The 25,327-nt window shown below is 56.1% G+C and carries 25 protein-coding genes and 1 tRNA gene; 10 read left to right on the forward strand and 16 right to left on the reverse strand.

The features are described from left to right. Window positions 1-56: 56 nt before the first annotated feature. The 8 genes from DPA2511_RS23200 to DPA2511_RS11205 all read right to left on the reverse strand — a co-directional run bounded on the left by DPA2511_RS23200 (window position 57) and on the right by DPA2511_RS11205 (window position 8,083). The gene (locus tag DPA2511_RS23200; RefSeq protein WP_051122248.1) at window positions 57-815 is read right to left on the reverse strand and encodes an EAL and HDOD domain-containing protein; all 759 of its coding nucleotides are present in this window, start codon (window positions 813-815) and stop codon (window positions 57-59) included. After that, the gene (locus tag DPA2511_RS23205; protein ID WP_051122249.1) at window positions 812-1,282 is read right to left on the reverse strand and encodes an EAL and HDOD domain-containing protein; all 471 of its coding nucleotides are present in this window, start codon (window positions 1,280-1,282) and stop codon (window positions 812-814) included. The genes DPA2511_RS23200 and DPA2511_RS23205 overlap by 4 nt, the downstream gene beginning before the upstream one ends. A 409-nt stretch (window positions 1,283-1,691) precedes the next feature. After that, entirely contained in the window at window positions 1,692-3,284 is a 1,593-nt protein-coding gene (locus DPA2511_RS11180) for a methyl-accepting chemotaxis protein (RefSeq protein ID WP_015853871.1), read from the reverse strand. A gap of 382 nt (window positions 3,285-3,666) precedes the next feature. After that, window positions 3,667-5,202, reverse strand: a complete 1,536-nt coding sequence (gene murJ / locus DPA2511_RS11185; RefSeq protein WP_015853872.1) for a murein biosynthesis integral membrane protein MurJ — start codon at window positions 5,200-5,202, stop codon at window positions 3,667-3,669. A 216-nt stretch (window positions 5,203-5,418) separates the two neighbouring features. Continuing rightward, complete coding sequence (locus tag DPA2511_RS11190; protein WP_015853873.1) at window positions 5,419-6,336, reverse strand: Gfo/Idh/MocA family protein; 918 nt, start codon at window positions 6,334-6,336, stop codon at window positions 5,419-5,421. A gap of 40 nt (window positions 6,337-6,376) precedes the next feature. Continuing rightward, window positions 6,377-7,024, reverse strand: a complete 648-nt coding sequence (locus DPA2511_RS11195; RefSeq protein ID WP_015853874.1) for a YceH family protein — start codon at window positions 7,022-7,024, stop codon at window positions 6,377-6,379. A 105-nt stretch (window positions 7,025-7,129) separates the two neighbouring features. Further along, window positions 7,130-7,714 carry a ribosomal protein S5-alanine N-acetyltransferase gene (gene rimJ, locus DPA2511_RS11200; protein ID WP_015853875.1) on the reverse strand — a complete coding sequence of 195 codons (585 nt, stop codon included), beginning with the start codon at window positions 7,712-7,714 and terminating at the stop codon, window positions 7,130-7,132. A gap of 144 nt (window positions 7,715-7,858) precedes the next feature. Then, window positions 7,859-8,083 (reverse strand): hypothetical protein, encoded by a 225-nt coding sequence (locus DPA2511_RS11205; RefSeq protein ID WP_015853876.1) that lies wholly within the window; start codon window positions 8,081-8,083, stop codon window positions 7,859-7,861. A 31-nt stretch (window positions 8,084-8,114) separates the two neighbouring features. On the opposite strand from DPA2511_RS11205, the gene mdtH reads away from it, so the two are divergent. The 3 genes from mdtH to DPA2511_RS11220 all read left to right on the forward strand — a co-directional run bounded on the left by mdtH (window position 8,115) and on the right by DPA2511_RS11220 (window position 10,936). After that, window positions 8,115-9,320, forward strand: a complete 1,206-nt coding sequence (gene mdtH / locus DPA2511_RS11210) for a multidrug efflux MFS transporter MdtH (RefSeq protein WP_015853877.1) — start codon at window positions 8,115-8,117, stop codon at window positions 9,318-9,320. A gap of 281 nt (window positions 9,321-9,601) precedes the next feature. Continuing rightward, complete coding sequence (gene grxB / locus DPA2511_RS11215) at window positions 9,602-10,249, forward strand: glutaredoxin 2 (RefSeq protein WP_015853878.1); 648 nt, start codon at window positions 9,602-9,604, stop codon at window positions 10,247-10,249. A 123-nt stretch (window positions 10,250-10,372) separates the two neighbouring features. Further along, the gene (locus tag DPA2511_RS11220) at window positions 10,373-10,936 is read left to right on the forward strand and encodes a lipoprotein (RefSeq protein WP_015853879.1); all 564 of its coding nucleotides are present in this window, start codon (window positions 10,373-10,375) and stop codon (window positions 10,934-10,936) included. Window positions 10,937-11,000: 64 nt separating this feature from the next. Here the strand turns inward: DPA2511_RS11220 and DPA2511_RS11225 are convergent, their stop codons facing one another. Both DPA2511_RS11225 and DPA2511_RS11230 read right to left on the reverse strand, forming a co-directional pair. Further along, entirely contained in the window at window positions 11,001-11,570 is a 570-nt protein-coding gene (locus DPA2511_RS11225; protein WP_015853880.1) for a TorD/DmsD family molecular chaperone, read from the reverse strand. Window positions 11,571-11,601: 31 nt separating this feature from the next. Next, window positions 11,602-12,339, reverse strand: a complete 738-nt coding sequence (locus DPA2511_RS11230; protein WP_015853881.1) for a phosphatase — start codon at window positions 12,337-12,339, stop codon at window positions 11,602-11,604. Window positions 12,340-12,594: 255 nt separating this feature from the next. On the opposite strand from DPA2511_RS11230, the gene DPA2511_RS11235 reads away from it, so the two are divergent. Continuing rightward, a tRNA-Ser gene (locus DPA2511_RS11235) sits at window positions 12,595-12,684 on the forward strand. Window positions 12,685-13,032: 348 nt separating this feature from the next. Here DPA2511_RS11235 and DPA2511_RS11240 read toward each other — a convergent pair. Beyond that, window positions 13,033-13,698 carry an HAD hydrolase-like protein gene (locus DPA2511_RS11240; protein WP_015853882.1) on the reverse strand — a complete coding sequence of 222 codons (666 nt, stop codon included), beginning with the start codon at window positions 13,696-13,698 and terminating at the stop codon, window positions 13,033-13,035. A gap of 118 nt (window positions 13,699-13,816) precedes the next feature. On the opposite strand from DPA2511_RS11240, the gene DPA2511_RS11245 reads away from it, so the two are divergent. Continuing rightward, a complete protein-coding gene (locus DPA2511_RS11245; RefSeq protein ID WP_015853883.1) occupies window positions 13,817-14,194 on the forward strand; it encodes a RidA family protein in 378 nt (125 codons plus the stop codon). A 105-nt stretch (window positions 14,195-14,299) separates the two neighbouring features. Next, window positions 14,300-15,256: a phospholipase D family protein gene (locus DPA2511_RS11250; protein WP_015853884.1), complete on the forward strand. Its 957-nt coding sequence runs from the start codon at window positions 14,300-14,302 to the stop codon at window positions 15,254-15,256. A gap of 71 nt (window positions 15,257-15,327) precedes the next feature. On the opposite strand, the gene DPA2511_RS11255 is transcribed toward DPA2511_RS11250, so the two are convergent. Further along, on the reverse strand, window positions 15,328-16,284 hold the full coding sequence (locus DPA2511_RS11255; protein WP_023638328.1) for a bifunctional helix-turn-helix transcriptional regulator/GNAT family N-acetyltransferase: 957 nt from the start codon (window positions 16,282-16,284) through the stop codon (window positions 15,328-15,330). A gap of 125 nt (window positions 16,285-16,409) precedes the next feature. Further along, entirely contained in the window at window positions 16,410-17,171 is a 762-nt protein-coding gene (locus DPA2511_RS11260; protein ID WP_015853886.1) for a DeoR/GlpR family DNA-binding transcription regulator, read from the reverse strand. Between the two features lie 218 nt (window positions 17,172-17,389). On the opposite strand from DPA2511_RS11260, the gene DPA2511_RS11265 reads away from it, so the two are divergent. From DPA2511_RS11265 to DPA2511_RS11275, 3 genes are all read left to right on the forward strand, one after another. Next, a complete protein-coding gene (locus DPA2511_RS11265) occupies window positions 17,390-17,989 on the forward strand; it encodes an NUDIX domain-containing protein (protein ID WP_015853887.1) in 600 nt (199 codons plus the stop codon). Window positions 17,990-18,437: 448 nt separating this feature from the next. Next, the gene (locus DPA2511_RS11270; RefSeq protein WP_015853888.1) at window positions 18,438-19,079 is read left to right on the forward strand and encodes a ribonuclease T2 family protein; all 642 of its coding nucleotides are present in this window, start codon (window positions 18,438-18,440) and stop codon (window positions 19,077-19,079) included. Between the two features lie 304 nt (window positions 19,080-19,383). Beyond that, a complete protein-coding gene (locus DPA2511_RS11275) occupies window positions 19,384-19,890 on the forward strand; it encodes an NUDIX hydrolase (protein ID WP_015853889.1) in 507 nt (168 codons plus the stop codon). Window positions 19,891-19,956: 66 nt separating this feature from the next. Here DPA2511_RS11275 and DPA2511_RS11280 read toward each other — a convergent pair whose 3' ends face one another. Beyond that, entirely contained in the window at window positions 19,957-21,069 is a 1,113-nt protein-coding gene (locus DPA2511_RS11280; RefSeq protein WP_015853890.1) for an NADH:flavin oxidoreductase, read from the reverse strand. Window positions 21,070-21,169: 100 nt separating this feature from the next. Here DPA2511_RS11280 and DPA2511_RS11285 point away from each other — a divergent pair, with 100 nt between their 5' ends. Continuing rightward, the gene (locus DPA2511_RS11285) at window positions 21,170-21,580 is read left to right on the forward strand and encodes a winged helix-turn-helix transcriptional regulator (protein ID WP_015853891.1); all 411 of its coding nucleotides are present in this window, start codon (window positions 21,170-21,172) and stop codon (window positions 21,578-21,580) included. A 48-nt stretch (window positions 21,581-21,628) separates the two neighbouring features. Here DPA2511_RS11285 and cueO read toward each other — a convergent pair whose 3' ends face one another. Both cueO and DPA2511_RS11295 read right to left on the reverse strand, forming a co-directional pair. Next, window positions 21,629-23,299 carry a multicopper oxidase CueO gene (gene cueO / locus DPA2511_RS11290; RefSeq protein ID WP_015853892.1) on the reverse strand — a complete coding sequence of 557 codons (1,671 nt, stop codon included), beginning with the start codon at window positions 23,297-23,299 and terminating at the stop codon, window positions 21,629-21,631. A 297-nt stretch (window positions 23,300-23,596) separates the two neighbouring features. Further along, window positions 23,597-25,024 carry a hypothetical protein gene (locus tag DPA2511_RS11295; RefSeq protein WP_015853893.1) on the reverse strand — a complete coding sequence of 476 codons (1,428 nt, stop codon included), beginning with the start codon at window positions 25,022-25,024 and terminating at the stop codon, window positions 23,597-23,599. Window positions 25,025-25,327 lie beyond the last annotated feature (303 nt).

Below are 25,327 nucleotides of genomic sequence, written 5' to 3' on the forward strand. Positions count from 1 at the left end.
GATGCCATTGCCGTCGGCCCGAATCCCTCACTCGCGGTTGTCACCCTTCGCAACGGCTAAATACTGAATTCATCCGCCCACCGGGTGGCGCTGTCCATTGCCGTAATGACACTGCGCTCCGACAGTTGCATCGATTTCGCCATCTCGCCAACGCCTTCCCATAAGCCTTGCTCATACAGTTGCGACAGCCGTAATAGCGCATAAAGTTTACCTTCATGCTGGAGCAAGGCCCTGGCTACCGCTTCAGACAGGGTGATATGCCTAAAAATATCTTTCAGCGGGAGATCGAGGATCACGTCCAGCAGTGAGAACAACCCGCATAAAAACGCATCCGGCATTGACGATTGACAGCCCATTTTTTCCGCCGCCAGTTCGCAGAACCGCCCGCGGGTCAAACTCACTTGATAGAGTTCCTCCACCTCGATATCACCCGCAGCGGATAAACAGGCAATCGCCACAAAACGGCGCAGTTCATTCTTACCGAGGTACATGGCGATATCTTTCAACGACAGGCATTTAAAATTACTGGCGCCGACCGTCCGGTATAAAATATTTTTTGCGTAGCGCATGACTTTATAGGAAAGAGAGACATCACCCTTAATCAACATCTCCACTTTTTTAAAATCAATCTCTTCGTCGCTTACCGCTTTTACCAATTGGAACGTGGCGATCTCATTCTGTGATAACCTGCGATTTTTGATCACTTCCGGCTTGCTAAAAAAATAGCCTTGAAAAAGATCAAAGCCATATTTTTTATATCGTTCAAAATCGACATGCGACTCTATTTTTTCAGCCAACAGCGTCACATGGTTCATTTTTTACCCTGTTTACTGAGATAGCGGTCGATATCACTAAACTCAGTATTCTGCACATCAAATTTGATGATGTGAATGTAGGGGATGAACCGATCCCAGGCACTGTCTAAAGAAAAGTCATCCAGTGCGATGCGAAACCCATCATCATGTAGTTTTCGCACCGCCTTCAATAAGTCGTCATCAGGTGTCGCCTGCTCTAATACTTCAATCACCACTTTGCTACGCGGCAACGCATGCGCGACGCCGTTAACAATCAATTGATAGGGAAAATTAACGAATGCGGAATAATGCCCAACCAGGTGGGACGGCGCCGCACACAGGAACTGATCCGAAATGATCTGGGCCGTCGCATACTCGGAGGACACATTGGGAAAGGCGTTGGTCAAGCCATTTCTAAAAAAAATTTCATAGGCTACCGTATTCAGGTGCCTGTCAAATATAGGCTGCCGCGCAACGAATGAATACATATGCCCCCCGATTATTGGTTATATTGCATGCGGAAGAACGCACATGCGTAAGAGAAAATAGTTATCATCATACCTTCTTGTTTTATTTATCACGGCCGAAATTAATTTCTCTTTATACCCAACTCATCATTATGTTATTCACTCACGCTGCGCTATAAAAATGATATTTATTATCACGTTTTATTTTCTGAATGCATTAATTTACCTTGTAAACTATAGCCAGATAATCCCGCATTATCCATACCTGAATAATAAGAACTTATATTTTGACGCTAATCGCACATTGTTGAAACAATTGCTCAATCATTCAACCAATAACTTGGCGTTATTCACGAACAATAGTGATGAAATTGCTGCCCCATCCACGCCAGAAACGCGACGTTACCGCCGCGTCTCCGACGTTAGTCGGTTATTTCATCCCTAACGCCAACCGAGACGACAAAGCGTCATCCGACGATGCGTGCGCGCCCCCCTCTCTCAGCCGGAACGTTTCCACCAACTGACGCAATCTCGTCGCCTGATCGTTCAGCGATTCCGCCGCCGACGACGCCTGTTCCACCATCGCGGCGTTCTGCTGCGTTACCGCCTCCATCTGGTTGATCGCTACGTTGATCTGGCTGATGCCGCGGCTCTGCTCTTCCGACGCCAGCGACATTTCACCCACCAGCGATGACGTGTTTGTGATCAGGGTTTTGACATTACCGATGGCCTCGCGCACATCATCCGCCTGCTGCGAGCCGTTTCTCACGGCCGCAATGGCATTGTCTATCAACGTTTTGATTTCTCTGGCGGCGGAAGAGGAACGTTGCGACAACGTGCGCACTTCGCCTGCCACCACGGCGAAGCCGCGGCCATGCTCGCCGGCGCGCGCTGCTTCCACCGCCGCGTTCAACGCCAGAATATTGGTCTGGAAAGCGATGCCTTCGATCAGGTTGGTGATCTCCGCCACTTTTTCCGACCCGGAAGCAATGCCTTTCATCGCCTGCATCATGCGTTCAACCGACACATCGCCGTGGGTCACGGCTTCCGCCGCCTTCTGGCCAAGCTGGTTGGCCTGCCGGGCATTTTCGACGTTGCTTTCCACGGTGGAGGAGATTTCATGCATGCTGGCGGCGGTTTGCGCCAGCGACGCGGCCTGTTCTTCGGTGCGGGACGACAGATCAATATTCGCTGCGGCAATCTCGCTGGATGCGGTCGCCACACTCTCGCTGGACATCCGCACATCCGCCAGTACGGTGGCGAAACGGTCGGTCAGGTTGTTGAGCGCCTGCGCAGTCTTGCCGATTTCATCATGACGGCTGTCGTCTGCTCTCAGCGTGAGATCGAGATTGTCGCTGATCGTCAGCAAGGTATGTTGCAGATGATTCAGGCTGCGACGGACATACAACAAAATCATCAACGCCAGCGTACCGGCCACCGCCACCGAGGCAACGATCAGGCCGACAAAGGTATACAGCGCGGCGCGATAACTCGCCTCATTAGATTTTTCCTGTGTATCGGCCAGCTTCAGGTTGTAATCACGTTGATCCTGCAACGCTTTAATCAATGCCTGCTCAACCTGCTTTTTAGTATTTTCCGCTGCGGTGTCCGTGGTGCTCTGCTGGGTTCCGCCTTTATAAACATTATCAATAGCCTGACGGTACAACGTCAGTTGTTGAATGATGTAATCGGTCATCTGCGCGTCGTGAGCATCGGCAATATAGTTCTGCTTGTAGTCCGCCATGAACTTGTCCACGCTTGTCAGCTTGTCCAGCGTGGATTTCAACAGCGCCACACGTTGCCCCTGATCCTCCATGTTGCTCAGCGAGCTGAGCGATGCCCGTACTTCACGTACATTGATGTTCGAGTTAGACAATAAAGTAAGACTGGGCAACGTATTTCCCGTGACGTATTCAACCCGATCCTTTGACTCCCCGAGCGCTTTAATGCCATACCCGCCCACACCGATGAGCGACAGTACGAAAATGGTGATAGCTATTGTTAATTTCTGGAAAATCGTCATCTTCTTTTCCTTTATTTACATACGGTTATTGTGTTTCTTATTTAAAGCATCAGTAATGTATGCACTGATAACTTATTATCGACAAAACATTGCACTTAATTAGTTAAATGAACTCATAAAACAGTCACATAACCGCAATTCATTCGTCCAAACAACGCATAATTCCGGGCCTATATTCTGCGATTGACTTGTACAACTTCGTGTAGCACTGATCAGTAATGCTAAACAAACTGCCTATTATCAGGCGATGTGCTGTTTTTTCAGGAAACAAGAGGACAAAAAGAGGAAAACAAACGGCAACTCATCCCGCTGACGACCGATAAGGCCGACGGCGGGATATGAAGGCAACGCGGGAAAGGAGAAAACGGGTAACAGAACAGGCTTAGACGCTGCGGCGGGCGAAATCTCGCGGGCGGAATCCCAGTAGCGCCAGCACGGCGAAATAACTGCCGCCGCCGGCCGCCACCACCGCCATCAGCCGTAGCAGACGCGCCGCCATGCCGCCCTGATCCCAGGCGGGCATCCAGTAGCACATCAGCACCAGCACCAGCGCCATACTCACCACGGCGATCGCCTGTTTCGCCAGAAATGCCGCCCACCCCGGCTGCGGTTGAAATAACCGCTGACGGCGCAGCTGCCAGTACAGCAGTGCGGCGTTGATGCAGGACGCCAGCCCGATGGAAAGCGCCAGCCCGGCATGCTGCAACGGCCCGATAAACACCAGGTTCATCAACTGGGTCATGGCCAGCGTCACCATCGCGATTTTCACCGGCGTTTTGATGTCCTGCCGCGCATAGAACCCCGGCACCAGCACTTTAACCAGAATCAATCCCATCAAGCCGACGGAGTAAGCGACCAGCGCGCGCTGGGTCATCAGCGCGTCAAAGGCGCTGAACTTGCCATATTGGAACAGCGCCACCGTCAGCGGCTGCGCCAACACGCCAAGCGCTACCGTCGCGGGCAACGCCAGCAAAAAGCACAGCCGCAGCCCCCAGTCCAGCAAACGCGAATACTCCACCTGATCGCCGCTGGCGACGCTTTTCGACAACGACGGCAACAGAATGGTGCCCAACGCCACGCCCAACACGCCGGAGGGGAACTCCATCAGCCGGTCGGCGTAATACATCCAGGACACCGCGCCCTGACTGAGGAAAGAGGCGAATATCGTATTGATGATCAACGAAATCTGGCTGACGGAGACGCCAAGGATGGCGGGCGCCATCAGCTTCATCACCCGGGCGACGCCAGGCTCGCGCCACTTGATGCGCGGCAGTACCAGCATGCCGATTTTCTTCAGATGCGGCAGTTGATAACCCAGTTGCAGCACGCCGCCGACCACCACCGCCCACCCCAACGCCATCACCGGCGGATGAAACAACGGCGCGCCGAACAGCGCAAAAGCGATCATGCTGACGTTGAGCAGCGTCGGCGCAAACGCCGGCACGGAAAACCGGTTCCAGGTATTCAACACCGACCCCACCATCGACGTCAGCGAGATCAGCAAAATATAAGGAAAGGTGACGCGCAACAGCGCCGCGGTGAGCGCAAAACGATCCGGCGTATCGGCAAATCCCGGCGCGGTAATCATGATCACCCAGGGCGCAGCCAACATCCCCGCCACCGTCACCAACGCCAGCACCAGCGTCAACATACCGGCGATGTAGGCTAAAAAGGTACGGGTCGCCTCTTCACCTTGTTGGTTCTTGTATTCCGCCAAAATGGGAACAAACGCCTGGGAAAACGCGCCTTCGGCAAAAATACGCCGCAGTAGGTTAGGCAGTTTGAAGGCCACGAAAAACGCATCGGTCGCCATACCGGCGCCAAACACGCGGGCGACGATCGCGTCGCGCACAAACCCCAGCACTCGGGAAACCATGGTCATGGAACTGACCGCGGCCAGTGATTTCAGTAAATTCATTCGCTTTTTCTGGATAGGGAAAATCGGGGATACCGGACGCCGCCGCAACATCACGGGCGGCGCGGCTTAAGGACTGCCGGCGGTCGCCCCGCCGGACGCCACCGGTATCGCTGCGTCGCAGACGGAAACAAACCGCGCTCCCGCCTGATAGTGTGCGCCTAGTCTACGCATTGCGTGTTCAATAGCTACCGAACAAACGCGCAACTGCGTTCTTTTTCAGCATTTTCCCAGCAGGCTGTCCACCACCCGCTGCGCGCGCAGCGCCTGATCGCCGCTGGTTAACGGCGGCGTCTGCGATACCACCGCGTTGACGAAATGCGCAATCGCCCCCGCGAACCCCCGCTGTTCCAGCGTGCTCTGCCAGGACGGCGCCGGGCGCTGTACGATCACGCCGTCCCGCTCCTCTTTCCAGTCGTGCAGATTGTCCACCTGATACCAGCCGCCCGCGCCCACCCACTGCACCGCTTCGCGGCCGGTACCCGCCTGCCGGTGCATACTGGTCGTCACCAGACAGTCGCCCGCCCGGAAGTGATGCTCTGCGTAGATCAGCGCGCCCTGCGGCGTACAGCGCAGCGTGCCGCCGCTCAGCGATGCGTCTGACGATCCCGCCAGCCACAGCGCGGTATCCACCACATGCAGATAATCATCCAACAGGGTAAACGCCGCCGGCTGCGGGCCGACGTGGTCGATGCGGTGTTTCTCCATCCGCAGGCTGTCCGGCGACGGCGCCAGCGCCGCCAATTGCCGATACAGCGGCGCGAACCGTCGATTAAAACCGACCATCAGCGTCAGGCGGCGCTTCGCCGCCAGCGCCACCAGCGCCTCGGCCTGCGCCAACGTTTCCGCCAGCGGTTTATCGACATACACATGCACGCCCGCCATCAGCAAGGCGTGCACCACCTCGTAATGGGTCGCGGTGCTGCTGTGCACGAACACCGCATCGCACTGTTCGGCCAGCGTGGACAAACTGGCGGCGCACGGCATGCGATACTGCTCACAGATCGAGTGTGCCTTCTGCTGATTGGGCGAATACGCGCCCGCCAGCGTCCAGTTCAGCTGCTGCGACAGCACCGGCAAATACGCCTTGCGGGCGATATCGCCCAGCCCCACCATCCCGATACGTAGCGATGACATCGGCGATCCTCAGTGATTATTCGGTTAACGGCCGACGCGCTCAGGCGTCCGATGGTTGGCGCAGTGCCGCCAGTTGCTGGCGTAACGCCGCCACTTCCTGTTCAAGCGTCTCCACCCGCGCCAGCAAGGACGCGCTTTCCGGCGCGCTTTCCACCTCGGGCTCGGGATCGCCGCTCACGTCGCCGCTGAACAGGTGCATAAACCGGCTTTCGCGCTTGCCGGCTTCCCGCGCCAGCCGCACCACGAACGGCCCGTCCTCGCGTGCGGACAGTTGTTGCAGCGTGTTCTCCACGTCCGACACGTCGCTGAATTCATACAACCGCGCCGCCCGGGTACGCAGTTCGCCCGGCGTTTGCGCGCCGCGCAGCAGCAGGGTGGCGACCAACGCCACTTGCGCCGCCGAGAATTTCAGATCGCCGAATTCCGAGTTGCAGAACCGATGCTCATATTTCATCACCCGGTTGCCGAAGCCGCTTACCGTGCGCAGGAAATGCCGTTTCACCAACACGTCCAGCGTTTGCTGCACCTCGGTTTCGCTCAAATCCATCACCGGTTCGCGGTTGGTTTTCTGGTTGCAGGCGGCCGTCAGGCTGTTCAGCGACAGCGGATACTGCTCCGGCGTGGTGATCTGTTTCTCCAGCATGCAGCCGATCACTCTGGCTTCACGGGTGTTCAACTCGTATTTCATTCGCGTGCTCCTTGTGCATTATCGGGGCGAGGTTCAGGATCCGCCGACGCCGGACGGCGCGTCGACGCTATCGCGACTCGTCGGGAAACCGGGGCGGGGCGCAGCCTAACGCATAGGTGTCCACTCGGTATTGGTCAGGGCGGTCAGTACGTGATCCTGCCATTTGCCGTCAATCAGCAAATAGTTTTTGGCGTAACCTTCTTTTTCAAAACCCAGCCGTGCCAGCAGATCGCCGCTACGGTGGTTATGCGGCATGTAGTTGGCCATGATGCGGTGCATATGCTGCTGGCGCAGCATGTAACGCAATGACGCCTGCAACGCTTCATACATCAGCCCCTGCCCCTGCCACTTCGCCGACAGCGAGTAGCCGAGATAGCAGGCGTGAAACGCGCCGCGCAACACATTGCTGTAATTAGCCACGCCGCGTACTTCGTTTTCATCCGGGTCGAGCAGCAAAAAATAGTAAGCGCTGCCCTGTTTATGCATGTCGGTAATCACGCTCAAGCGCGCCTGCCAGCCGGAAGGATAGCAGTGACTGGCGTCACGCACCGGCTCCCAGGGCTTCAGAAATTCCCGATTCTCCGCATAGTATTCAGCCAGACGCCAGGCATCTCGCTCATGTGCCAGACGGACTACAAGCCGGTCTGTCACCAGACGGACTTTCGTTGACGCGGAACGGTAGCCAAACATGTCTCCCCCCCAGGCGGACAGATTGTCGATAAGTCAAATGTATTGCACCGGCGGAAATGCCCCGCCGAAAGCCATGATTTTACAATCTACTATAACCACATCGCTTCCACGCCGTAAAATCGCCGGCGCCGAGTTATTGTGCAATCACGTCATCCTGCCGGCTTTTTTTCTCAAACTGTCGCCCAGATAACAGTTGTTTAATGAAAAAAAATTATTAGCGCGCGCCCTATCACATTTCATCAAGAGGCGAGACAATAGCGCCGACGAGAGATCTGAAGTCAGCCAGCCGCCGACCGGCAGGGATGCGAAAAACCCGCCACACACATTGCGCTGACGCACATTTCGCCGGCTGTCCTTCATCAGATCCATACGCCTTCCTCTGCTTCCTTTGTGGTGAAACATGCCGTTGATGACGCAAGCCCGCAGCCTGGGAAAATACTTCCTGCTGCTGGACAACATGCTGGTAATTTTAGGTTTCTTTGTTGTTTTCCCGTTGATTTCCATCCGTTTTGTCGATCAGATGGGCTGGGCGGCCCTGACGGTAGGGATAGCGCTTGGCCTGCGGCAGTTTACCCAACAAGGGCTGGGGATTTTCGGCGGCGCGATCGCCGACCGGTTCGGCGCCAAACCGATGATCGTCGCCGGCATGTTGCTGCGCGCGTCCGGCTTCGTACTGATGGCATTGGCGGAAACACCGCTCTTGCTGATGCTATCCTGCATTTTATCCGCCCTGGGCGGCACGCTGTTCGAGCCGCCGCGTAATGCCATCGTCATCAAACTCACCCGCCCGCACGAGCGCAGCCGGTTCTACTCGCTGTTGATGATGCAGGATAACGCCGGCGCGGTGCTGGGCGCGCTACTGGGCAGTTGGTTGATGCAATACAATTTCAATGTGGTGTGCTGGACCGGCGCGGCCATTTTCGTGCTGATCGGCCTATTGAATGCATGGCTTCTGCCCGCCTACCGGATTTCCACCACCCGCACGCCGATTCTGGAAGGTATGTCGCGGGTACTGCGCGATCGGCGCTTTGTGACTTACGTCCTGACGCTGACCGGCTACTACATGCTGAGCGTACAGGTACTGCTGATGATGCCGATCATGGTCAATGAGTTGGCGGGGACGCCTTCGGCCGTCAAGTGGATGTACGCCATCGAGGCGGTGCTGTCGCTGTCGCTGCTGTATCCCATCGCCCGCTGGAGCGAAAAACGCTACCGCCTGGAACAACGTTTGATGTTAGGTCTGTTCATCATGACCCTGAGCCTGCTGCCGATGGGCATGGTGACGCATATCCGGTTGCTATTGCTGTTGATCGGTATTTTTTACCTGGGCTCGATCATCGCCGAACCGGCGCGGGAAACCCTGAGCGCGTCGTTGTCCGACGCCCGCGCCCGCGGCAGCTATATGGGGTTTAGCCGGATGGGGCTGGCGCTGGGCGGCGCGCTGGGTTACAGCGGCGGCGGTTGGCTGTTCGATATGGGCAAATCGCTCAACCAACCGGCATTGCCCTGGTGTATGCTCGGCATTGTCGGCATGCTGACGCTGGCGGCGCTCTACTGGCAGTTCCACCTGAAACGTCTCGAACCCGCCATCTTGCGCGACCACTGATTTCACCGGCGCCCGTCATGGGCGCCACTGTTCTCCCCGCCAAGTCTCTTCCTGACGGCATGGCACTGACCCCGAGTTATCCACCACGCTTTCTCCCGCCGCCCTAGCGCCCACCCGCCGCATAGGTGGTTGCACGTATTGCCTGCCGACCAGCGACGGAGGCGATTTCGTTACATTTACCGGCACAAACAGCATGGACGTACCACACCACGACCATGGATAATCCGGCGCTGGAACAGTCACGCGCAGGCTGAGGTCATGCGCACTACAGGAGATCTGGTATGAAGCTTTTTATCTATGAACACTGCCCGTTTTGCGTGAAGGCCCGCATGATTTTCGGCCTGAAGTCTCTGCCGGTAGACGTGACCGTACTGTCCAATGACGACGAAGCGACGCCCATTTCCATGGTGGGACAGAAGATGGTGCCGATTCTGCAAAAAGCGGATGGCGGCTATATGCCGGAAAGTCTGGATATCGTGAGATACGTCGACGGGCTGGATGGCAAACCGGTACTGAACGGCGCGGTTAACCCGGCCATTGATGACTGGATCCGTCAGGTTTACCTGTACGCGGGCCAGTTGCTGATCCCCCGTTTTTCCCGCGCTCGATTTGAAGAGTTCGCCACCGAGGCTGGCCGCAACTACTTCATCCACAAAAAAGAGGGCCAGATCGGCAGCTTTGCCGGGCACTTCGCCCAAACCGAGGCGCTGGTCGCCCGGCTGGAGCATGACCTGCTGGCGCTGGAACCGCTGATCGTCAGCGCCGACGCCTGCAACGGCGCGCTGTCGCTGGACGATATCAACCTGTTCCCGCTGCTGCGTTCGCTGAGCATTGTCGCCAATGTCGCCGTTCCTCCCCAGGTCGCCGCCTACCGTGACGCCATGGCGCGGCTGAGCAACATCAGCTTGCTGGCCGGTCAGGCGCAGTAATCACGCCGCCTGCCTGCGGGCAGGCGCGTTTCAGTACATTCCGATTGGCGATATCCCCCGATTGTCGCACCCTGCCAGCAGGCTTCGGTGGTTCGGAGCACTTTAAAAACAAGAGGTTATAGGATGAAATTTTCAGGACTGGCCGCATTGGCGCTGCTTGGCTCGTTATTATTGAGCGGCTGCGGGCCGCTGACGCAATATTCCCTGAGCGAGCAGGAAATCAACCAATACCTGCAACAGCATAATGATTATCAGAAACAGCTCGGTGTCCCCGGCGTGATCGACGCCAACATCGTGCTGACCGAACTCAATAGCCAAATCGGCCGCACCGAGCCCGGCAAAGTGACGCTGAGCGGCAACGCCAAAGTGAATATCGCCTCGCTGCTCGGCAACCAGACCGCCGACATGAAACTGACGTTGAAAGCCCAGCCGGTGTTCAATAAAGAGCAAGGTGCCATCTATCTGAAAGATCTGGAATTGGTGAACTACCAGGTCGAACCGGAAAAATTACAGTCGCTGTTGCAGACGCTGACGCCCTATCTGAATCAGTCGCTGAAGAATTACTTCGACCAGAAACCCGCCTATGTGCTGAACCCGGAGCACAGCAACAAGGAAGCGCTGGCGAAAAAACTGGCGAAAGGTATTGAGGTTAAACCCGGGCAATTGGTGATCCTGCTCACCGACTGATGCCGTCGCGCTCATTCCGGGCATGTCAGTCACCGACATGCCCAGGCTGACACGATAACGGCGATTAGGCATCTTGCTGACGGTTATCGTCGTCTGTCTCCGCCAGCTCATCTCGCATCGCATCCAGCGCCTCACGGCAAATTATCGCCAATGTGCGGTAGAACGGCGTGACGGCGTGGCTCTCGACTTTCCCCAGAAAACGTCCGCTCCAGGGCAGCAAGTAGTTGTCGAACAACGCAATCTGCGCGGCGGTTTCATCGTCCTGCGCCTGATCTTCCAGCCAGGACGCCGCCAGCAGCAACCCACCGAAATGGTCGGCCGGGCCTTCGCCCAACGGCATACCTCGCTGCTGTAAAAATGCCCGCACTTCCGCCTCCGGCACGCCCTCTTCCCAGGCCGATCCCCACGGCGCCACCGCCGGGTCATCACCGAACAACGAGACGTAATCCGCCGTCAGCGCCGGCAAATCGACGCTTTTCTCTAAGCGCGCCAGCAGGTCATCCTGCTCCAGCGGCCAGTGCTGCGGCATTTTGCCTTGCTGGATCAGCGTCAATAACGGCGCCAGCAGCGGATCCTGCGGCTGACGATAAAACAGTGAACCGAGGATGCGGCACACCACGGAGAATTCATTCATGTTATTACCTTGTGAATAATGAGTGACGGTGTCACAAATCCGCAAATTCGGGAATAGCAGGCTTACCGCGTAATTGCAGAAAATCCAGCACCCGGCGCGGGCTGACATTCAACACACGATCCTGCGGAAAATCAACTTCCTGCAATATGCGCTCACAGTGGGGAAACTCCCCCATCGACCAGGCGATATGCGAATCAGACCCCAGCGCCAGATAACCGCCCGCGTCACGGACCGCTTCGGCAATCGCCCGACAATTCGGCCCGCTGCCCCGGCGGGAGTGTTCAAACGAGGAATTGTTCAGCTCCAGCGCCACGTTGTACTCGGCGGCGGCCTGCGCCACGGCGCGGATATCAATGGGAAATTTGGGGTTGCCGGGGTGGCTTATCATGTGCACATTCCCCTGCGCCATGGCAGCAATCATTGCCGTGGTGTGAACGGCCTGATTTTGCGGCGGGAAGACCGGTTCGTGAAACCCGGCGATGATCAGATCCATCGTCTCCAGCATCTGGCCAGTACAGTCGATGTCGCCATCCAGATTTTTGATATTGGATTCGATCCCGCGAAGAATGCCGATGCCGTCAACCACTCGCGGCCAGACACGCATATTAATGAAGTGCCAGTAGTGCGGCGCATCCGCCATATCGGGGCCGTGGTCGGTAATGGCGAACAGACGAATGTTTTTCTTTTTCGCTTCGGCAACATAGTCATGCAGCGTACTGTAGGCGTGGGTACTGGCGACGGTGTGCATGTGCAAATCAACGGGATACATGATTTCTCCTGGTGTGGCATTGATAAGCAAGCATAGCATTTATCCCTCCGTGGCACAGCGGCGATGAGAATCAATAACATTAAATTAACGCAGCCGACATATTCTCAACCGCGCACATTGCGACACCCTCCCCGTTGGCGAGCAAAGCAGCAGATTGCTTGAAGTTTGGCTAAACGCGCGTTTTTATAAAAGAAGTTTGTTGACGCTACAACGGAATTTCCCTACAGTAGCGCCCGTCGCTGAGACAGCGGCTACGGTGAGGTGTCCGAGTGGCTGAAGGAGCACGCCTGGAAAGTGTGTATACGTGAAAACGTATCGAGGGTTCGAATCCCTCCCTCACCGCCAGATTAACAACAAAAACCCCAGGCTTAGGTCTGGGGTTTTTGTTTTTTAACCGGTGATGGGTGGTGGAAAAACCGGCGTCGCGTCGTCAGAGCGCATTCACGCATTCACACATTCACACATTCACGCATTCACGCATTCACGCATTCACGCATTCACGCATTCACGCATTCACGCATTCACGCATTCACGCATTCACGCATTCACGCATTCACGCATTCACGCATAAATGATGCAGCGCCCTCGCGGTTTACAGCATCCCATTTTCGGCATTTTTTACATCCATACCGGTTTGCCCATAGTGGTAACGACCCTCAACGTCACTCGAGGTCATCAAGGGCATCGCCGCCGTTAATGGTTCTGCCGACCACGCCCCCGTTCCTCCAACTGCGCGCATAACTGTGAAGGTGACTGGCAATACATATCCGCGCCATGATCCCGCAACTCATCATAGGAACCATACCCCCACAGCACACCGATGGCGAATAAACCATTATTATGCGCACTGATAATATCCTCTTTCCTGTCCCCTATCATGACGGTCTTTTTTCTATCCAACGTATGTTTATTTATCAGGGCCGATAACAATTGGCTTTTATCATCTAAACTACCGTCTGCGAGCGTGCCCATAATATCGGTAAAAAACGAATCAAGTTTTAAATTCACCAGTATCTTCTCTGCAAACATCTGTCTCTTCGACGTCGCCACAAATAAATGATGCCCATTACTTTTTAACTGGCTAAGCGATGCCTGAATTTCCGGATAAGGCACGCTATTATAAAGCCCGTGTTGGCCATAATGCTCCCGATAGATATTCACCGTTTCAGCCACGCGGTTATCGCCATACGGCGCCAGTAAGGTACGGACAATACTATTCATGGGCGGGCCAACCAGCGCGGTGATATCCCTATTTTCATCAACGGCATGGCCTTGCTGGCGAATGGCATACACTAAACTCGCGCTGATGCCGGGGAGAGAATTAATGATGGTTCCGTCCAGATCAAAGAGTATATTCACGCCGCGCCCCCCTCATTTTTAATAAATGTGACTGTTCGCAAATAACCTGATACCGATCAGGCTTGTCACGACCACTGTATGGGAATACAGTAAAAACACCACTAATGATGAGGATATTATGATGATTATGAGAGCGGCACCACACACAAAAGATGATACTTGCCCGGCATGCGTCGTCGCTGGCGGATTTATTTTCCTGGCACACCACAGCGGCGGTCATGAAAAAGCGGATGCGGTGTTTCAGGCAAGAGCGTCTCTGAAAGCCCTGAGTCGAACGTTACAATCTGTCGATGCAAGCCTCAATGACATGGTTCAATTAACGCTGTATCTCAAGCATCGCCAGGATTTCCCCGCGGTTCGGGACGTTTTCCGCGAGTTTTTCACCGATGGCCATTATCCAGCACGGATGACGGTGTTCACTGATTTTATCAGCGAAAACTGCCTCTGTATGATGGACGGCACGGCGGTTGTGGCATCCTCCCCTGATGCGCAGTGATGTCATGACAGGCAACCGGTATCAAACTTACCGGTATCAACACTGTGAGTGCCCACCATCATTGCGTGGGCACCCAATTATTTAGGGTATTTACCACGAGAAAATATGAACATACTTGATGACACCTCATGCCTGGAAGATTATTTAAAATCACACCGGGGAAAGAAGATTAACATCATTACCGCCTTTGCCAGCGGTACAGAAGAGATCCTTTCCGCATTATTGGATAATAACAACACCATTGAATTATTAGTTGGGACAATTAATGCTTTCACTGCGCCAAAATTCATTGAATATTGCGCCGAGCACAACCGGAATAATTTTCGCACTTTCGTGGATTTTGGTTATGAATCAAGTATTCATTGGAAGTTGTATTTAATCGAACCGGATATTGTTGTCATTGGCAGCGCCAATTTTACAAAAACTGGCTTATCCCTTCGGCGAGATACTTGCGTGGTCATGGAAAATATCGGTCTGTATACTGAATACGTGCGGCGTTTTAGACAATTATTAACCGCGAAATCGGTCATCAAAGCAGATAAATCATCAGCATTCCAATTCGCCTTTAATCATTATCGTCGCAACCATAATAAAACCCAGGCGGGATTGGCACGGTCTCGGCATTATTCCAGCGCCGAGGCATGGTTATTAGATGAAAGCAATCAGACGCTACCGTTGTTCCTTTGGTGTAAGCGCCATTCAGCGGAAACCAAAACCAAAGCCACTCAGCTGTTGCAAGCAGAATCGGCGGAAGCGGATCCCCCCCTGCTGAGGGATTTTTTCACATACGACGCCAAGCAAGATGAACTGCCCTTCCAACAGGGCGATGTGGTGCTTTGCGCCAATCACCGTGGAAGTTATATCGATTTTTATACATTCGATAGAATTATTTACAGCGAGGGGCGCCACTTCCTCTATTCGTATCGCCGGAATCGGTATCAACGCCCGTTCGAACTGAATACGTTGAAAACAAAACTTAAGCACGCGATACCGCAACTGTTTGAACGTGACGCTACCTGTATTGACCGCGACGAACTGCAAGAAATTCTGCACCTGACATAACCAGGTGCTGAATCTTTCACGATCCCGTCGCGAACCTCACTGCCGGCATGGCGTTTCCCCCCGCGAGCGGGTCATTGCGGCAGCGCCCGCACCAGACGCTGCTCCACCATTTCCGCCCCCCACTGCTGGCCGGCATACTCCTCGGCCAGTTGAAAGCCCGCCTGCTCATACAGGCGAAGGGCAGCATCCAGCCCCCGCAATGTCCAAAGGTGGGTTTCCGCCAGCTTGAGATGGTCGCAGTGCGCGACGGCTTCCGCCAACAGACGACGGCCAACCCCGGCGCCACGCCAGCCATCTTCGACGATGAACCAGCGCAAATGTGCGCGGCCTTCGCCCAAATCCTCCGTATCAATCGCCACCGAGCCGATAATGCGTTCCCCATCGAGCGCCAGCCAGACGGCGTTGCCGCCTTGCGTCAGGCGAGGCATGAAATCCGCCAGGCCCGCAGCCACCTTGCTTTCAAAAAATGCGCCGAATCCGACGGCGCGCGTATAGTAACTGGCGTGCATCTCGACCACCCGGCCGATCAGTCCCGGTCGATAACCGGCCACAATACTGACGGCGGGCAGCGCGGCATTGACGCCGGTACGGCATGCCTCCAGCGCGCCGGCATAGTGGTTCAGGCCGGTGACAATGCTACGCTGCGCCGCAGGCGTCAGCCGGTTCAATGCCGAGGAAACCTGCCCTTTGGCGAAAGCATTGATACCCTCCAGCACCTGCTCCCCGGCATCGGTAAGCGATAAGGGTTTACACCGGCCATCGTCCTCTTGTGCGCTGTCCTGCACCAGCCCGGCGGCGACCAATTTACTCACCATCCGGCTGACCGTGGATTTCTCCAGATTAAGCCGTTCACACAGTACCGATGCCGTCAGGCCTTCCGACGCGCCAATTTCAATCAGCGCGTGGACGAACGACGGCGGCATCGTCGTATCTGCCAGCGAAGGTTTCATAAACCCCAGCTCCCGCACTAACCGGCGAGAAGCTTCTCGAATAGGCGTAATCAGCAGATCAGGCGAGATATCAGTCATCGCGACCCCAAATAGTTGCATAGTACAACTAACATTACGCACATTTGCCCAGCGAGGCAACCCCCATGCCGAAGGCCACGGCAGCGGCATATCAACCAGGATGGCAGGTTGGATCCAAGGTCATTTCATCGGCTATGTCGCACCACGGCCAACCCTCTCTGTTCGAACGACGACGTCAATGTGTCCGGCACGTCGTCGTCCACAATCAGCGTATTGGCCAGCGACAGATCGCCAATGGCGTATTGTGATGCGACATTCAGCTTGTCTCGCGTCGCCATCACGATAGTTTCCGCCGCCCGTGCGGCCAACGCCCGTTTGATGTACGCCTCTTCCAAATCGCCGGTGCTAAACCCCGCCTGTGGGTGAACGCCGGTCACGCCCATAAAAAACAGGTCGGCGCGAATATGCGACATCGCTTCTACCGCCGCCGCCCCCACCGTCACCAGCGAATGCTTGTACAGTTTGCCGCCAATCAATACGACGTCGATGGCCGGATAATTCACCAACTCCACCGCCACGCTGGGGCTGTGCGTCACCACCGTGATCGCCAGATCCGCCGGCAGGGCGTTCACCAGCTCGCCGCTGGTGGTGCCGCCATCGATCATCACCACCTGTCCCGGCGCAATCATCGCCGCCGCGGTACGGGCGAGACGCTGTTTTTCATCCATCGCTATCTGGCTGCGGGCGGCGAAATTCACCACCGTGTCCGATGCCGGCAGCGCGCCGCCATGTACCCGCAGCAAACGGCCTTCACGCGCCAGCTCGCGCAGATCCCGGCGGATGGTGTCTTCAGAGACGCCAAACTGTTCGCTGAGCGCTTTTGCCAGCACCTGCCCCTCTGCCGCCAACTGCGCCAGAATCTGTTGTTTACGTTTTGTCGTCAGCATGTTGGCTCCACATTTCCGCCCGTTTTCTCATGATTGAATATGCATGAATTTACACGAAAAGTCCGTCATCCGTCATTTCATTGTCATTTTTAGTGAAAACCGACCAAAAACGTGCAGATTCACTCGCCACTGATTACACGAAAATGCATGAAATGACTTGATATCGCACGATGACCTATTTTAGGATGCAGACTCCCTTCACCACCAGGAGCATCATCATGCATACCACCAAAGATCGGGTTCGCATTATCGACAGCGTTGTCCTCGCTAACGACTGGTATCTGTTGAAAAAAACCACCTTTGACTTTCTGCGTCGCGATGGCTCCTGGCAGCGACAAAGCCGCGAAACCTACGACCGCGGCAATGGCGCAACTATCCTGCTGTTTAATCGACAAAAACAGACACTGCTGTTCACGCGGCAGTTTCGCTTTCCGGTGTTCATCAACGGCCACGATGGCATGTTGATTGAAACCGCCGCCGGTCTGCTGGACAACGCCGACCCCGAGGTACGCATTCGTGCCGAAGCGGAAGAAGAAACCGGCTACCGGGTATTCAACGTGCAAAAAGTCATGGAGTGCTACATGAGCCCCGGCTCGGTGACTGAAAAACTGCATTTCTTTGTGGGCGAATACGACGATACCTCGCGTGTCGGCGCCGGCGGCGGTCTGCACGAAGAAGGGGAAGATGTGGAAACACTGGAAATGACGCTGCCGGAGGCGCTGCATGCCATTGAAACCGGCCGACTGGCCGATGCCAAAACCATCATGCTGGTGCAATACGTCGCGCTGCGGCAACGTGTTGACAACGATAGCATTTGATGGGGAAAACCCGACCATTCCGGCGCGGTCGGCATCGCCTTACACCGCGCCGGGAAACCTGCTCCCGGTTTGACTTTTCACCGACTCGCGCTATCGCTTAATAGGCTCCGTCGGTATACCGCCTGATGATCTCGCAAGACATCGTTAGCCTGATTACCGATCCCGACGCGGCGGGCTGCACCGTGGCGCCTGCCGCACGAAGATCACATTCCTTATTTTTTCTGCCTGGAAATTGCGTACACGATGGCGGAAACTGCGGGCGCAATAACATCACGAGCCGATGTTAGGCACATATTTTGAGGTCATATCCCCAAAATAATTCGAGTTACGGGACAACCGGCTGGCGCGTTGGCCCTTTAGGGCAAGGCCCATTGATGGGCCGAGTCACGCAGCCGATATACCTGCAACTTGAAATATGGTGGGTATATCCTACTTTTCGAGGTGTTTTATGAGCAAAGTCTTCTCAATACTGGTCACTCTGCTGCTGGCAGGCAGCTTACTGAGCGCGCCGTCTCTGGCACAGAATAAAAACCAGGCCGGCGTGTTTGACTACTATCTGCTGACGCTGTCATGGTCGCCCACATTTTGCCTGACCCACAAAGACAACCCGCAATGTACCAAAGGCTACGGTTTCGTCCTGCATGGCCTGTGGCCCCAGTACACCAAGGGCGGATGGCCGGAAAACTGTCCGCCCATCACGGCACTGACGCCGGAAGAGCGCCGACAAGGCGATATGATTTTTCCCTCAGATGACTTACTGACCCATGAGTGGGAAAAACACGGCACCTGTAGCGGGCTCGGCGCTAAAGGCTATCTGGATGCGGCCGACCAGGCCCTAAGCCACGTCAAAGTACCGCCCGAACTCCAGGCGCCGCACAAACCGCTATTCCTCTCCGCCGACAAGATCCTGGCTGCATTCCGCCAGAGCAATCCCGATATTCCGGCCGACGGCCTGGTCGTGGCCTGTAACAAGAAAGAACTGTCGGAAGTCCGCGTTTGTCTGGATAAGCAACTGAAATTCCAGTCCTGCGCCTCCAACATCACATCCAATTGTCCTGCCGGCGATATTCGGATCCCGAACGTCCGCTAACCCCATCTGACGCCTTCGTCCTGTGCCCGATCACTGACGCAGGCGTCCCCGCCTCAGAATAAATTACATTTAGTTACCTTTTTTGTAGTTTTGATGTAGCAGATTGATACCCAATCGAAAGTATTTTTATATGAAAAAATCATATTTGTATTTATTAACAAGATGAAATATCAGTGTCATCGATAACAACTAGGCTATGTCCGCCATTACGCGGTCTTCTCGCGACGAGCGCGGACAAGTAATGACGAGAGAGGCCTCACCAGCGGCCGGGTTAGCGCCGAACTCGACACAGACAGGTAATGACATGTTTTTGTTTTCACCCCAGGACAGTGCATACAGCAAGATGTTGCGGCAGTTTGAATCACAGGCTCAGCAGGAAGGGATTACTCGTCAGACACTTGGCGCCGCCGTGGTGTTTAACGGTGGGATACTGCTGGTACGGCGTAGCGCCAATGACCCGAGGCTACCGGGATATTGGGAAATACCCGGTGGCGGCCGCACCCCCAACGACCACAATCTGTTGGCGACGTTGATGCGCGAATTGCATGAAGAAACCGGGCTGCGTTTGAGCTACATCCGCCATTATCTGGGTTTTTTTGACTATTCGCTGGAAACGACGAACCAAGCGGGCAAGCCGGAAAAAGTGCGGCAGTGGAATTTCCTGGTGGATGTGGCGCCGGAAGCGATCTGCCTGTGCCCGCAAGAGCACGATGCCTGGCAAATTGTGCGCCAGTCATCGGAGATCCCCGACGACTGGCCGATTAGCGAAGAAAGCCGCTTTGTGGTGAGTTCAGCCATCCGGCTGTTGTAATTTCACCTCGCGACAGACGGGCTGATGGCACGCCATCAGCCCGCCGTCAGCAGGCATTTGTGCGTGTTAAACCAACTGTCCGAGCGACGCCGGGTCGAAACCGTGCAGGCTATCCAGTTCTTGTCGATGCACTTTTGCCGCCCAGTCCGGGTTACTCAACAGCGCACGCCCTACCGCGATCAAATCAAACTCATCACGCTCCAGCCGCTCCAGCAGGTTGTCCAGGCTGGCTACCCCGGCGCTCTTGCCGGAGAACGTGCTGATAAACTCATCCGATAGCCCAACGGAACCCACGCTGATGGTGGCCGCGCCGGTGACTTTCTTGGTCCATCCCGCAAAGTTCAGCCCGTTTTCGCCATCCACTTCCGGGAATTCCGGTTCCCAGAAACGACGCTGGGAGCAGTGCAGAATATCCACACCCGCCGCCACCAGCGGCGCCAGCCAGTCTTCCAACGCCAGCGGCGTCGGCGCCAGACGTGCGTTGTAGTCCTGCGGTTTCCATTGGCTAACGCGCAAGATCAGCGGGAAGTCCGGCCCCACCGCCTGACGCACGCTTTTGACGATTTCGGCGGCGAAGCGGGCGCGCTGTTTGATGGTCGCGCCGCCGAAAGCATCGGTGCGCTGGTTGGTTTCACCCCAGAAGAACTGGTCGATCAGATAGCCGTGCGCCCCGTGCAGTTCCAGCGTATCGAACCCCAGGCGTTTGGCGTCGGCCGCCGCGCGGGCAAACGCCGCGATGGTATCGGCGATATCCTCGTCCGTCATGGCGTGGCCGCGCTCCACATCCGGCATAACCAACCCGGACGGGCTTTCGATATAGTCAGGCTCCCATGTCACATCTCGCAGCGGTACCGAGCCAACGTGCCATATCTGCGGCCCCATCCGCCCGCCCGCCGCGTGTACTTCATCGATCACGTTCTGCCAGCCCTGCAACGCCGCATCGCCATGAAACACCGGAATACCGGGATGATTACGCGCGCCGGGGCGATCGACCACGGTACCTTCCGACAAAATCAACCCGACGTCACCTTCGGCACGGCGCCGGTAATAGGCCGCAACATCGTCGCCGGGGATGCCGTCAGGGGAAAAGGTACGGGTCATCGGCGCCATCACGATACGGTTTTTCAGGGTCAGCGTTTTGAGTGAAAACGGGCGAAACAGGACATCAATATTAGCCATGCCATTCATCTCCTTGGGTATGATGACTTGATGGTATACAATGTAAACCTGGTGTCAATCAGGCACTTTAATGCAACCAGGTAGCCTACAGGAAACCACAATGACCAAACCCCGTCTTTCCCCTTTTTGCCATGCCAACTCCCCCAGCCGTTTTCTGCTGGAGCAGATTGCCGACAAATGGTCAGTGCTGGTGCTGGCGACGCTGTGCGAACACCCGCTGAGATTTAACGAGATCAAACGTCGGCTGGATGGCATCACCCAGAAGGCGCTGACGCAGTGCCTGCGCAAACTGGAGCGCAACGGCATCGTTGAACGTCGGGTGCTGACCGCTTCTCCCATCGCTGTGGAATATCACACCACGGAGCTGGGGCACACGTTGAAAGAGCCATTTCAGGCGCTTTATCGTTGGACGGTGGAGTATCTGCCGCAGGTGGAAAAAGCGCGGGAGGATTTCGATCGGCGCGCGGCCGGCGAGCAGGAAGCGGTCGACACGCTCGAAACGGCACTGTGAGCGCCGCTCCCCGCCAGCAAAGCCGGCATCGCCGATGCCGAATACGCGCTACGACACGGTAAACGCCATCATCATGCCGGTATCTTCGTGCTCCAGCAGATGGCAGTGGGCCATATAGGCCCGTTGCGCCGGCGCCAGGTGATTGAACCGCACCAACACCCGGCTGACGCCGCCTTCCACCCGCACGGTGTCCTTCCACCCTTGCCGATGCGCGGCAGGCGCAGCGCCGTTTTCCGACAGGATACGAAACCGCGTACCGTGAATATGGAACGGGTGCAACATCATGTCGCCCTGACCGGAGATCTCCCAGACCTCCTCCTCGCCGCGTTTGACGTCAAACAACGGTTTGCCCATCTCGAACGCGACGCCGTTGATGCGATTACTGGTCATGATGTCCAGCCCGCCGGCGCTCGACGATGTTCCACTCGGTGCCGGCGTCGCCATGCCGCCATGATTCATACCGCTGTGGTTCATGTTGCCGTGATTCATACCGCTCGGCGACGACATCGGCATGGCGCCGTTCCCATGCGGCATATTTCCGTGTGACATGCCCGTCATCGCGCCGTTGCCCCCCATCATCATGCCGGCCATCGCCTGCATGCCATAGCGTTGCATCAGCAGTTGCATGCCTTGCCTATCCAATTGGGGATCCATCGACAATTGCAATCGACGCCATTTCAGCCCATCCGTCGCAGGCAACGGCGGCAGCGTCGCCAGCCGATCCGGCAGCGTTCCAGCACCCATTTCCGTTCCCGGCTGGATATGCAACACCGGCAAAGGCTGATCGAACGGCGGCAGCAGCATCCCCATCTGGCTAACCGGCAGCGTCACCACATCAAACGGTTTGCCGTCGCGCACGTCCACCAACACCTCGAAGCGTTCCCCCATCAGCATCGGCAACTGCTGCACCGCCACCGGTTCCGCCAGCAGGCCGCCGTCGCTACCAATCACATACAGTGTTCGGCCATCGCTGGCCGCCAACGTCAACGAGCGGGCGTTGCAGCCGTTCAGCACGCGCAGGCGCAACCAGCCACGCGGCGCGATATGCTGTGGTGCGACAACGCCGTTGGTCAACATACGATCGCCGAACCAACCCACCGCCGCCGTCATCACATCCAGTTGATAGTCAATCTGGCCGCTAGCGTTCAGCCGTTTATCCTGCAAAATCAAAGGAATATCATTCACCCCCCATTGATTGGGGAGCGGCAAGGCACGGCTGGGGGCATCCTGCACCAAAATCAGCCCACCGAGCCCCATCGCCACCTGACGCCCGGTGACGCCGTGCGTATGCGGATGAAACCAGGCGGTCGTCGCGGGCTGGTCGACCGTAAAGCGCGCATCCCAGCTAGCGCCAGGGGCGATCGTCGCCTGCGGGCCGCCGTCGGCGTCGCCCGGAACTTCCATGCCGTGCCAGTGCACGGTGGTGGTTTCAGCTAACCGGTTGGTCACTGTTACCGAGACCGACTGCCCCTGCTCCAGTTGCAACGCCGGCCCCAGCAATGGGCCGTTGATGCCCCAGGTCGTCGTGTCTATGCCCGGCAACCAGCGCATCACGCCAGCCTGAATGTGCAGAGCGATATGCCCGGCGGCATCCGGTTTTAACAACGGCGGAATGGGCAACGCCACCGGTGCTGCCGCCCATGCCCGGCCGATCCACCCTGGCAGCGCGCTGGCAGCGCCAAGCAGGGCGGTATATTTCAGAAAGTCGCGACGATACATTTCAGGATTCCTCCTCTGCGTTCAGGCTGTCAGGCTGACCTTCCAGTAGCCGTAAGGTCAAGCCTTTCCGTCCCGGCATGGAAAAATGTGACCGCTGGAGGCGCATGTGCCACCCGATGCCGTGCAAACCGGGTGGAGCCGCAACCGGCATCACGGTAATCATCGCATCACAACAATCATGACCATCACCGCGCTCATCCTCATAACAACCCTTTGCACCATGAAAAACGGGCTGCATCACACAGCCCGCCAGGTTTGTTATCCGCCGCCTACCGCTTCATCGACGGCAGGTGTCAGTCAGAACTCGACGATGACGGTTGTTCCCGCCTCATTGCCCACATACACCCCGCCCATATCTTTCAGATCCTGCACGGTGATCTTCGCTTTGGGCGTATAGCTGACCGCGCCGCTGGTCGAGCGCACCAGATTCAGCTTGTTGCCGACAATATCCTTTAAGGCTCCCCACGAAGAGGTCCAGACCCGGGTGTTGGTCTTATCCGCGTTATTGTTTCCCACATGTGACTTCAGCGACGCGCCCTCACCGGCGCCGATCCCCATGACATCGCACACTTCCACATAAGCGACTTTTTTGCCGCCCAGCAGGAACTCCCGTTCGCCGCCGATTTTCGACGAGTTGATGGCTCCCGGCATCACGCTGATCAACTGGGGGGATACGTAATCCTTCATGCTGAAGCCCAGCATAGGTTCACTGGGATACGGGCTGTCTTTGCCGGCGGTATTCAGATACGCCGTCAGCTTGTCCATGCAGGTTGTCACCGCCAGCTCCACTTTCAGCTTGGTTTCATCGGTCTTGATAACCCGGACATCTTTGCCATCCACCTTATCCATCGGCGCACCGTCAGGGTATTTGATGTTGTACCATTCCGACGCCATGGTACCGGCATAGTGCGGCAGCCATTGCAGACAGTTATAAACCACTTTTTTACCACTGTTCAGCATCTCCCAGGTGGCCAGAAAGCATTTCGCCCGATTACTGGCGATGTCTTTATCCGGCGTCTCCTTCGTGGGCACCAATGCCTCCCCCGGCTCCACATCGACAACCAGATACAGGTCTTTTTTGGTGTCGGCACTCAACTGATTCAGCCGCAGCGCTTTATGTAACCCGAACGATCGCAGCAACCCATAAGGAATGGTTTTCAACCGGCTCGCTCTCAGCGCCAACTGGCCTTTCACTGGCGAGGAATCAACGTCGGCGGGGACGGCGGCATCAGACAATTTCTGATGTTCCTGGTTCATCAACCAGGCGCTGCAATCAATGGCAAAACGGATTTTTACCGCGCCCTTCCCCTGCGCATCCAGCTCTTTGATCAGATTGGCCGCCCCGGTCGTGATCACCCAGTCGGTCATCAGGGGCGAATTCAGGTGAAGATGAATCAGCCATTCCACGTTCTGAAATTTCACCGCATTCGACGTCGCGGCATCACTCAGCGTCTTCGCCCAGGCTTTCATGGTTGCCAAGCCGCTCATCAGTTGGTTGGAAATGATCAGGATCGTACCCACGGTTTTGTTGGCGGAAATGCCCGTGTGACCAAACAGTTTCTGCGCATGCGTCTGCAACAAAATACCCGACTTGTGCTGGGCGATATAGCCGCCAGCATCGGGGTTGTGGCTCATCACATAATTGCTGACGTTCTTCACATAACTCGACACTTCCGCATCACTCGCTTGTGACGTCAGTGCATAAGGTATCAGTCTGTCTACCATCGTCTTCTCCAGGAATTTGCCTATCGGAATAGCCTTACCGGCATGGCGCGGGAACAACCATCGCCACGCGGGCGTCCATCGGGAAATTACGTTATGCGGGCGGGGATGGCTCGGCGAAACACGGCGCCTCACAGGGGAAAACGCGCATGGATAGGCCCACACGGCAACGACAAAGGCAGCCGCCGTATCGGCACAAGATGGTCAAGAGGGGTTCAACATGGGCACGAGCGTTAGCACAACACACCGTGGGATGTTTGACCATGCGCCCTGTCTAGCAAGGGCGCATGTCATACGGCGCAGAGA

This window comes from Musicola paradisiaca NCPPB 2511, from assembly GCF_000400505.1.
Lineage (GTDB): Bacteria > Pseudomonadota > Gammaproteobacteria > Enterobacterales > Enterobacteriaceae > Musicola > Musicola paradisiaca.

Bases quoted from the DNA above. Each gene is read 5' to 3' on its own strand.
- DPA2511_RS23200 (WP_051122248.1), bottom strand. From the start codon at position 815: ATGAACCATGTGACGCTGTTGGCTGAAAAAATAGAGTCGCATGTCGAT.
- DPA2511_RS23205 (WP_051122249.1), bottom strand. From the start codon at position 1,282: ATGTATTCATTCGTTGCGCGGCAGCCTATATTTGACAGGCACCTGAAT.
- DPA2511_RS11180 (WP_015853871.1), bottom strand. From the start codon at position 3,284: ATGACGATTTTCCAGAAATTAACAATAGCTATCACCATTTTCGTACTG.
- murJ (WP_015853872.1), bottom strand. From the start codon at position 5,202: ATGAATTTACTGAAATCACTGGCCGCGGTCAGTTCCATGACCATGGTT.
- DPA2511_RS11190 (WP_015853873.1), bottom strand. From the start codon at position 6,336: ATGTCATCGCTACGTATCGGGATGGTGGGGCTGGGCGATATCGCCCGC.
- DPA2511_RS11195 (WP_015853874.1), bottom strand. From the start codon at position 7,024: ATGAAATACGAGTTGAACACCCGTGAAGCCAGAGTGATCGGCTGCATG.
- rimJ (WP_015853875.1), bottom strand. From the start codon at position 7,714: ATGTTTGGCTACCGTTCCGCGTCAACGAAAGTCCGTCTGGTGACAGAC.
- DPA2511_RS11205 (WP_015853876.1), bottom strand. From the start codon at position 8,083: ATGGATCTGATGAAGGACAGCCGGCGAAATGTGCGTCAGCGCAATGTG.
- mdtH (WP_015853877.1), top strand. From the start codon at position 8,115: ATGCCGTTGATGACGCAAGCCCGCAGCCTGGGAAAATACTTCCTGCTG.
- grxB (WP_015853878.1), top strand. From the start codon at position 9,602: ATGAAGCTTTTTATCTATGAACACTGCCCGTTTTGCGTGAAGGCCCGC.
- DPA2511_RS11220 (WP_015853879.1), top strand. From the start codon at position 10,373: ATGAAATTTTCAGGACTGGCCGCATTGGCGCTGCTTGGCTCGTTATTA.
- DPA2511_RS11225 (WP_015853880.1), bottom strand. From the start codon at position 11,570: ATGAATGAATTCTCCGTGGTGTGCCGCATCCTCGGTTCACTGTTTTAT.
- DPA2511_RS11230 (WP_015853881.1), bottom strand. From the start codon at position 12,339: ATGTATCCCGTTGATTTGCACATGCACACCGTCGCCAGTACCCACGCC.
- DPA2511_RS11245 (WP_015853883.1), top strand. From the start codon at position 13,817: ATGATGATTATGAGAGCGGCACCACACACAAAAGATGATACTTGCCCG.
- DPA2511_RS11250 (WP_015853884.1), top strand. From the start codon at position 14,300: ATGAACATACTTGATGACACCTCATGCCTGGAAGATTATTTAAAATCA.
- DPA2511_RS11255 (WP_023638328.1), bottom strand. From the start codon at position 16,284: ATGACTGATATCTCGCCTGATCTGCTGATTACGCCTATTCGAGAAGCT.
- DPA2511_RS11260 (WP_015853886.1), bottom strand. From the start codon at position 17,171: ATGCTGACGACAAAACGTAAACAACAGATTCTGGCGCAGTTGGCGGCA.
- DPA2511_RS11265 (WP_015853887.1), top strand. From the start codon at position 17,390: ATGCATACCACCAAAGATCGGGTTCGCATTATCGACAGCGTTGTCCTC.
- DPA2511_RS11270 (WP_015853888.1), top strand. From the start codon at position 18,438: ATGAGCAAAGTCTTCTCAATACTGGTCACTCTGCTGCTGGCAGGCAGC.
- DPA2511_RS11275 (WP_015853889.1), top strand. From the start codon at position 19,384: ATGTTTTTGTTTTCACCCCAGGACAGTGCATACAGCAAGATGTTGCGG.
- DPA2511_RS11280 (WP_015853890.1), bottom strand. From the start codon at position 21,069: ATGGCTAATATTGATGTCCTGTTTCGCCCGTTTTCACTCAAAACGCTG.
- DPA2511_RS11285 (WP_015853891.1), top strand. From the start codon at position 21,170: ATGACCAAACCCCGTCTTTCCCCTTTTTGCCATGCCAACTCCCCCAGC.
- cueO (WP_015853892.1), bottom strand. From the start codon at position 23,299: ATGTATCGTCGCGACTTTCTGAAATATACCGCCCTGCTTGGCGCTGCC.
- DPA2511_RS11295 (WP_015853893.1), bottom strand. From the start codon at position 25,024: ATGGTAGACAGACTGATACCTTATGCACTGACGTCACAAGCGAGTGAT.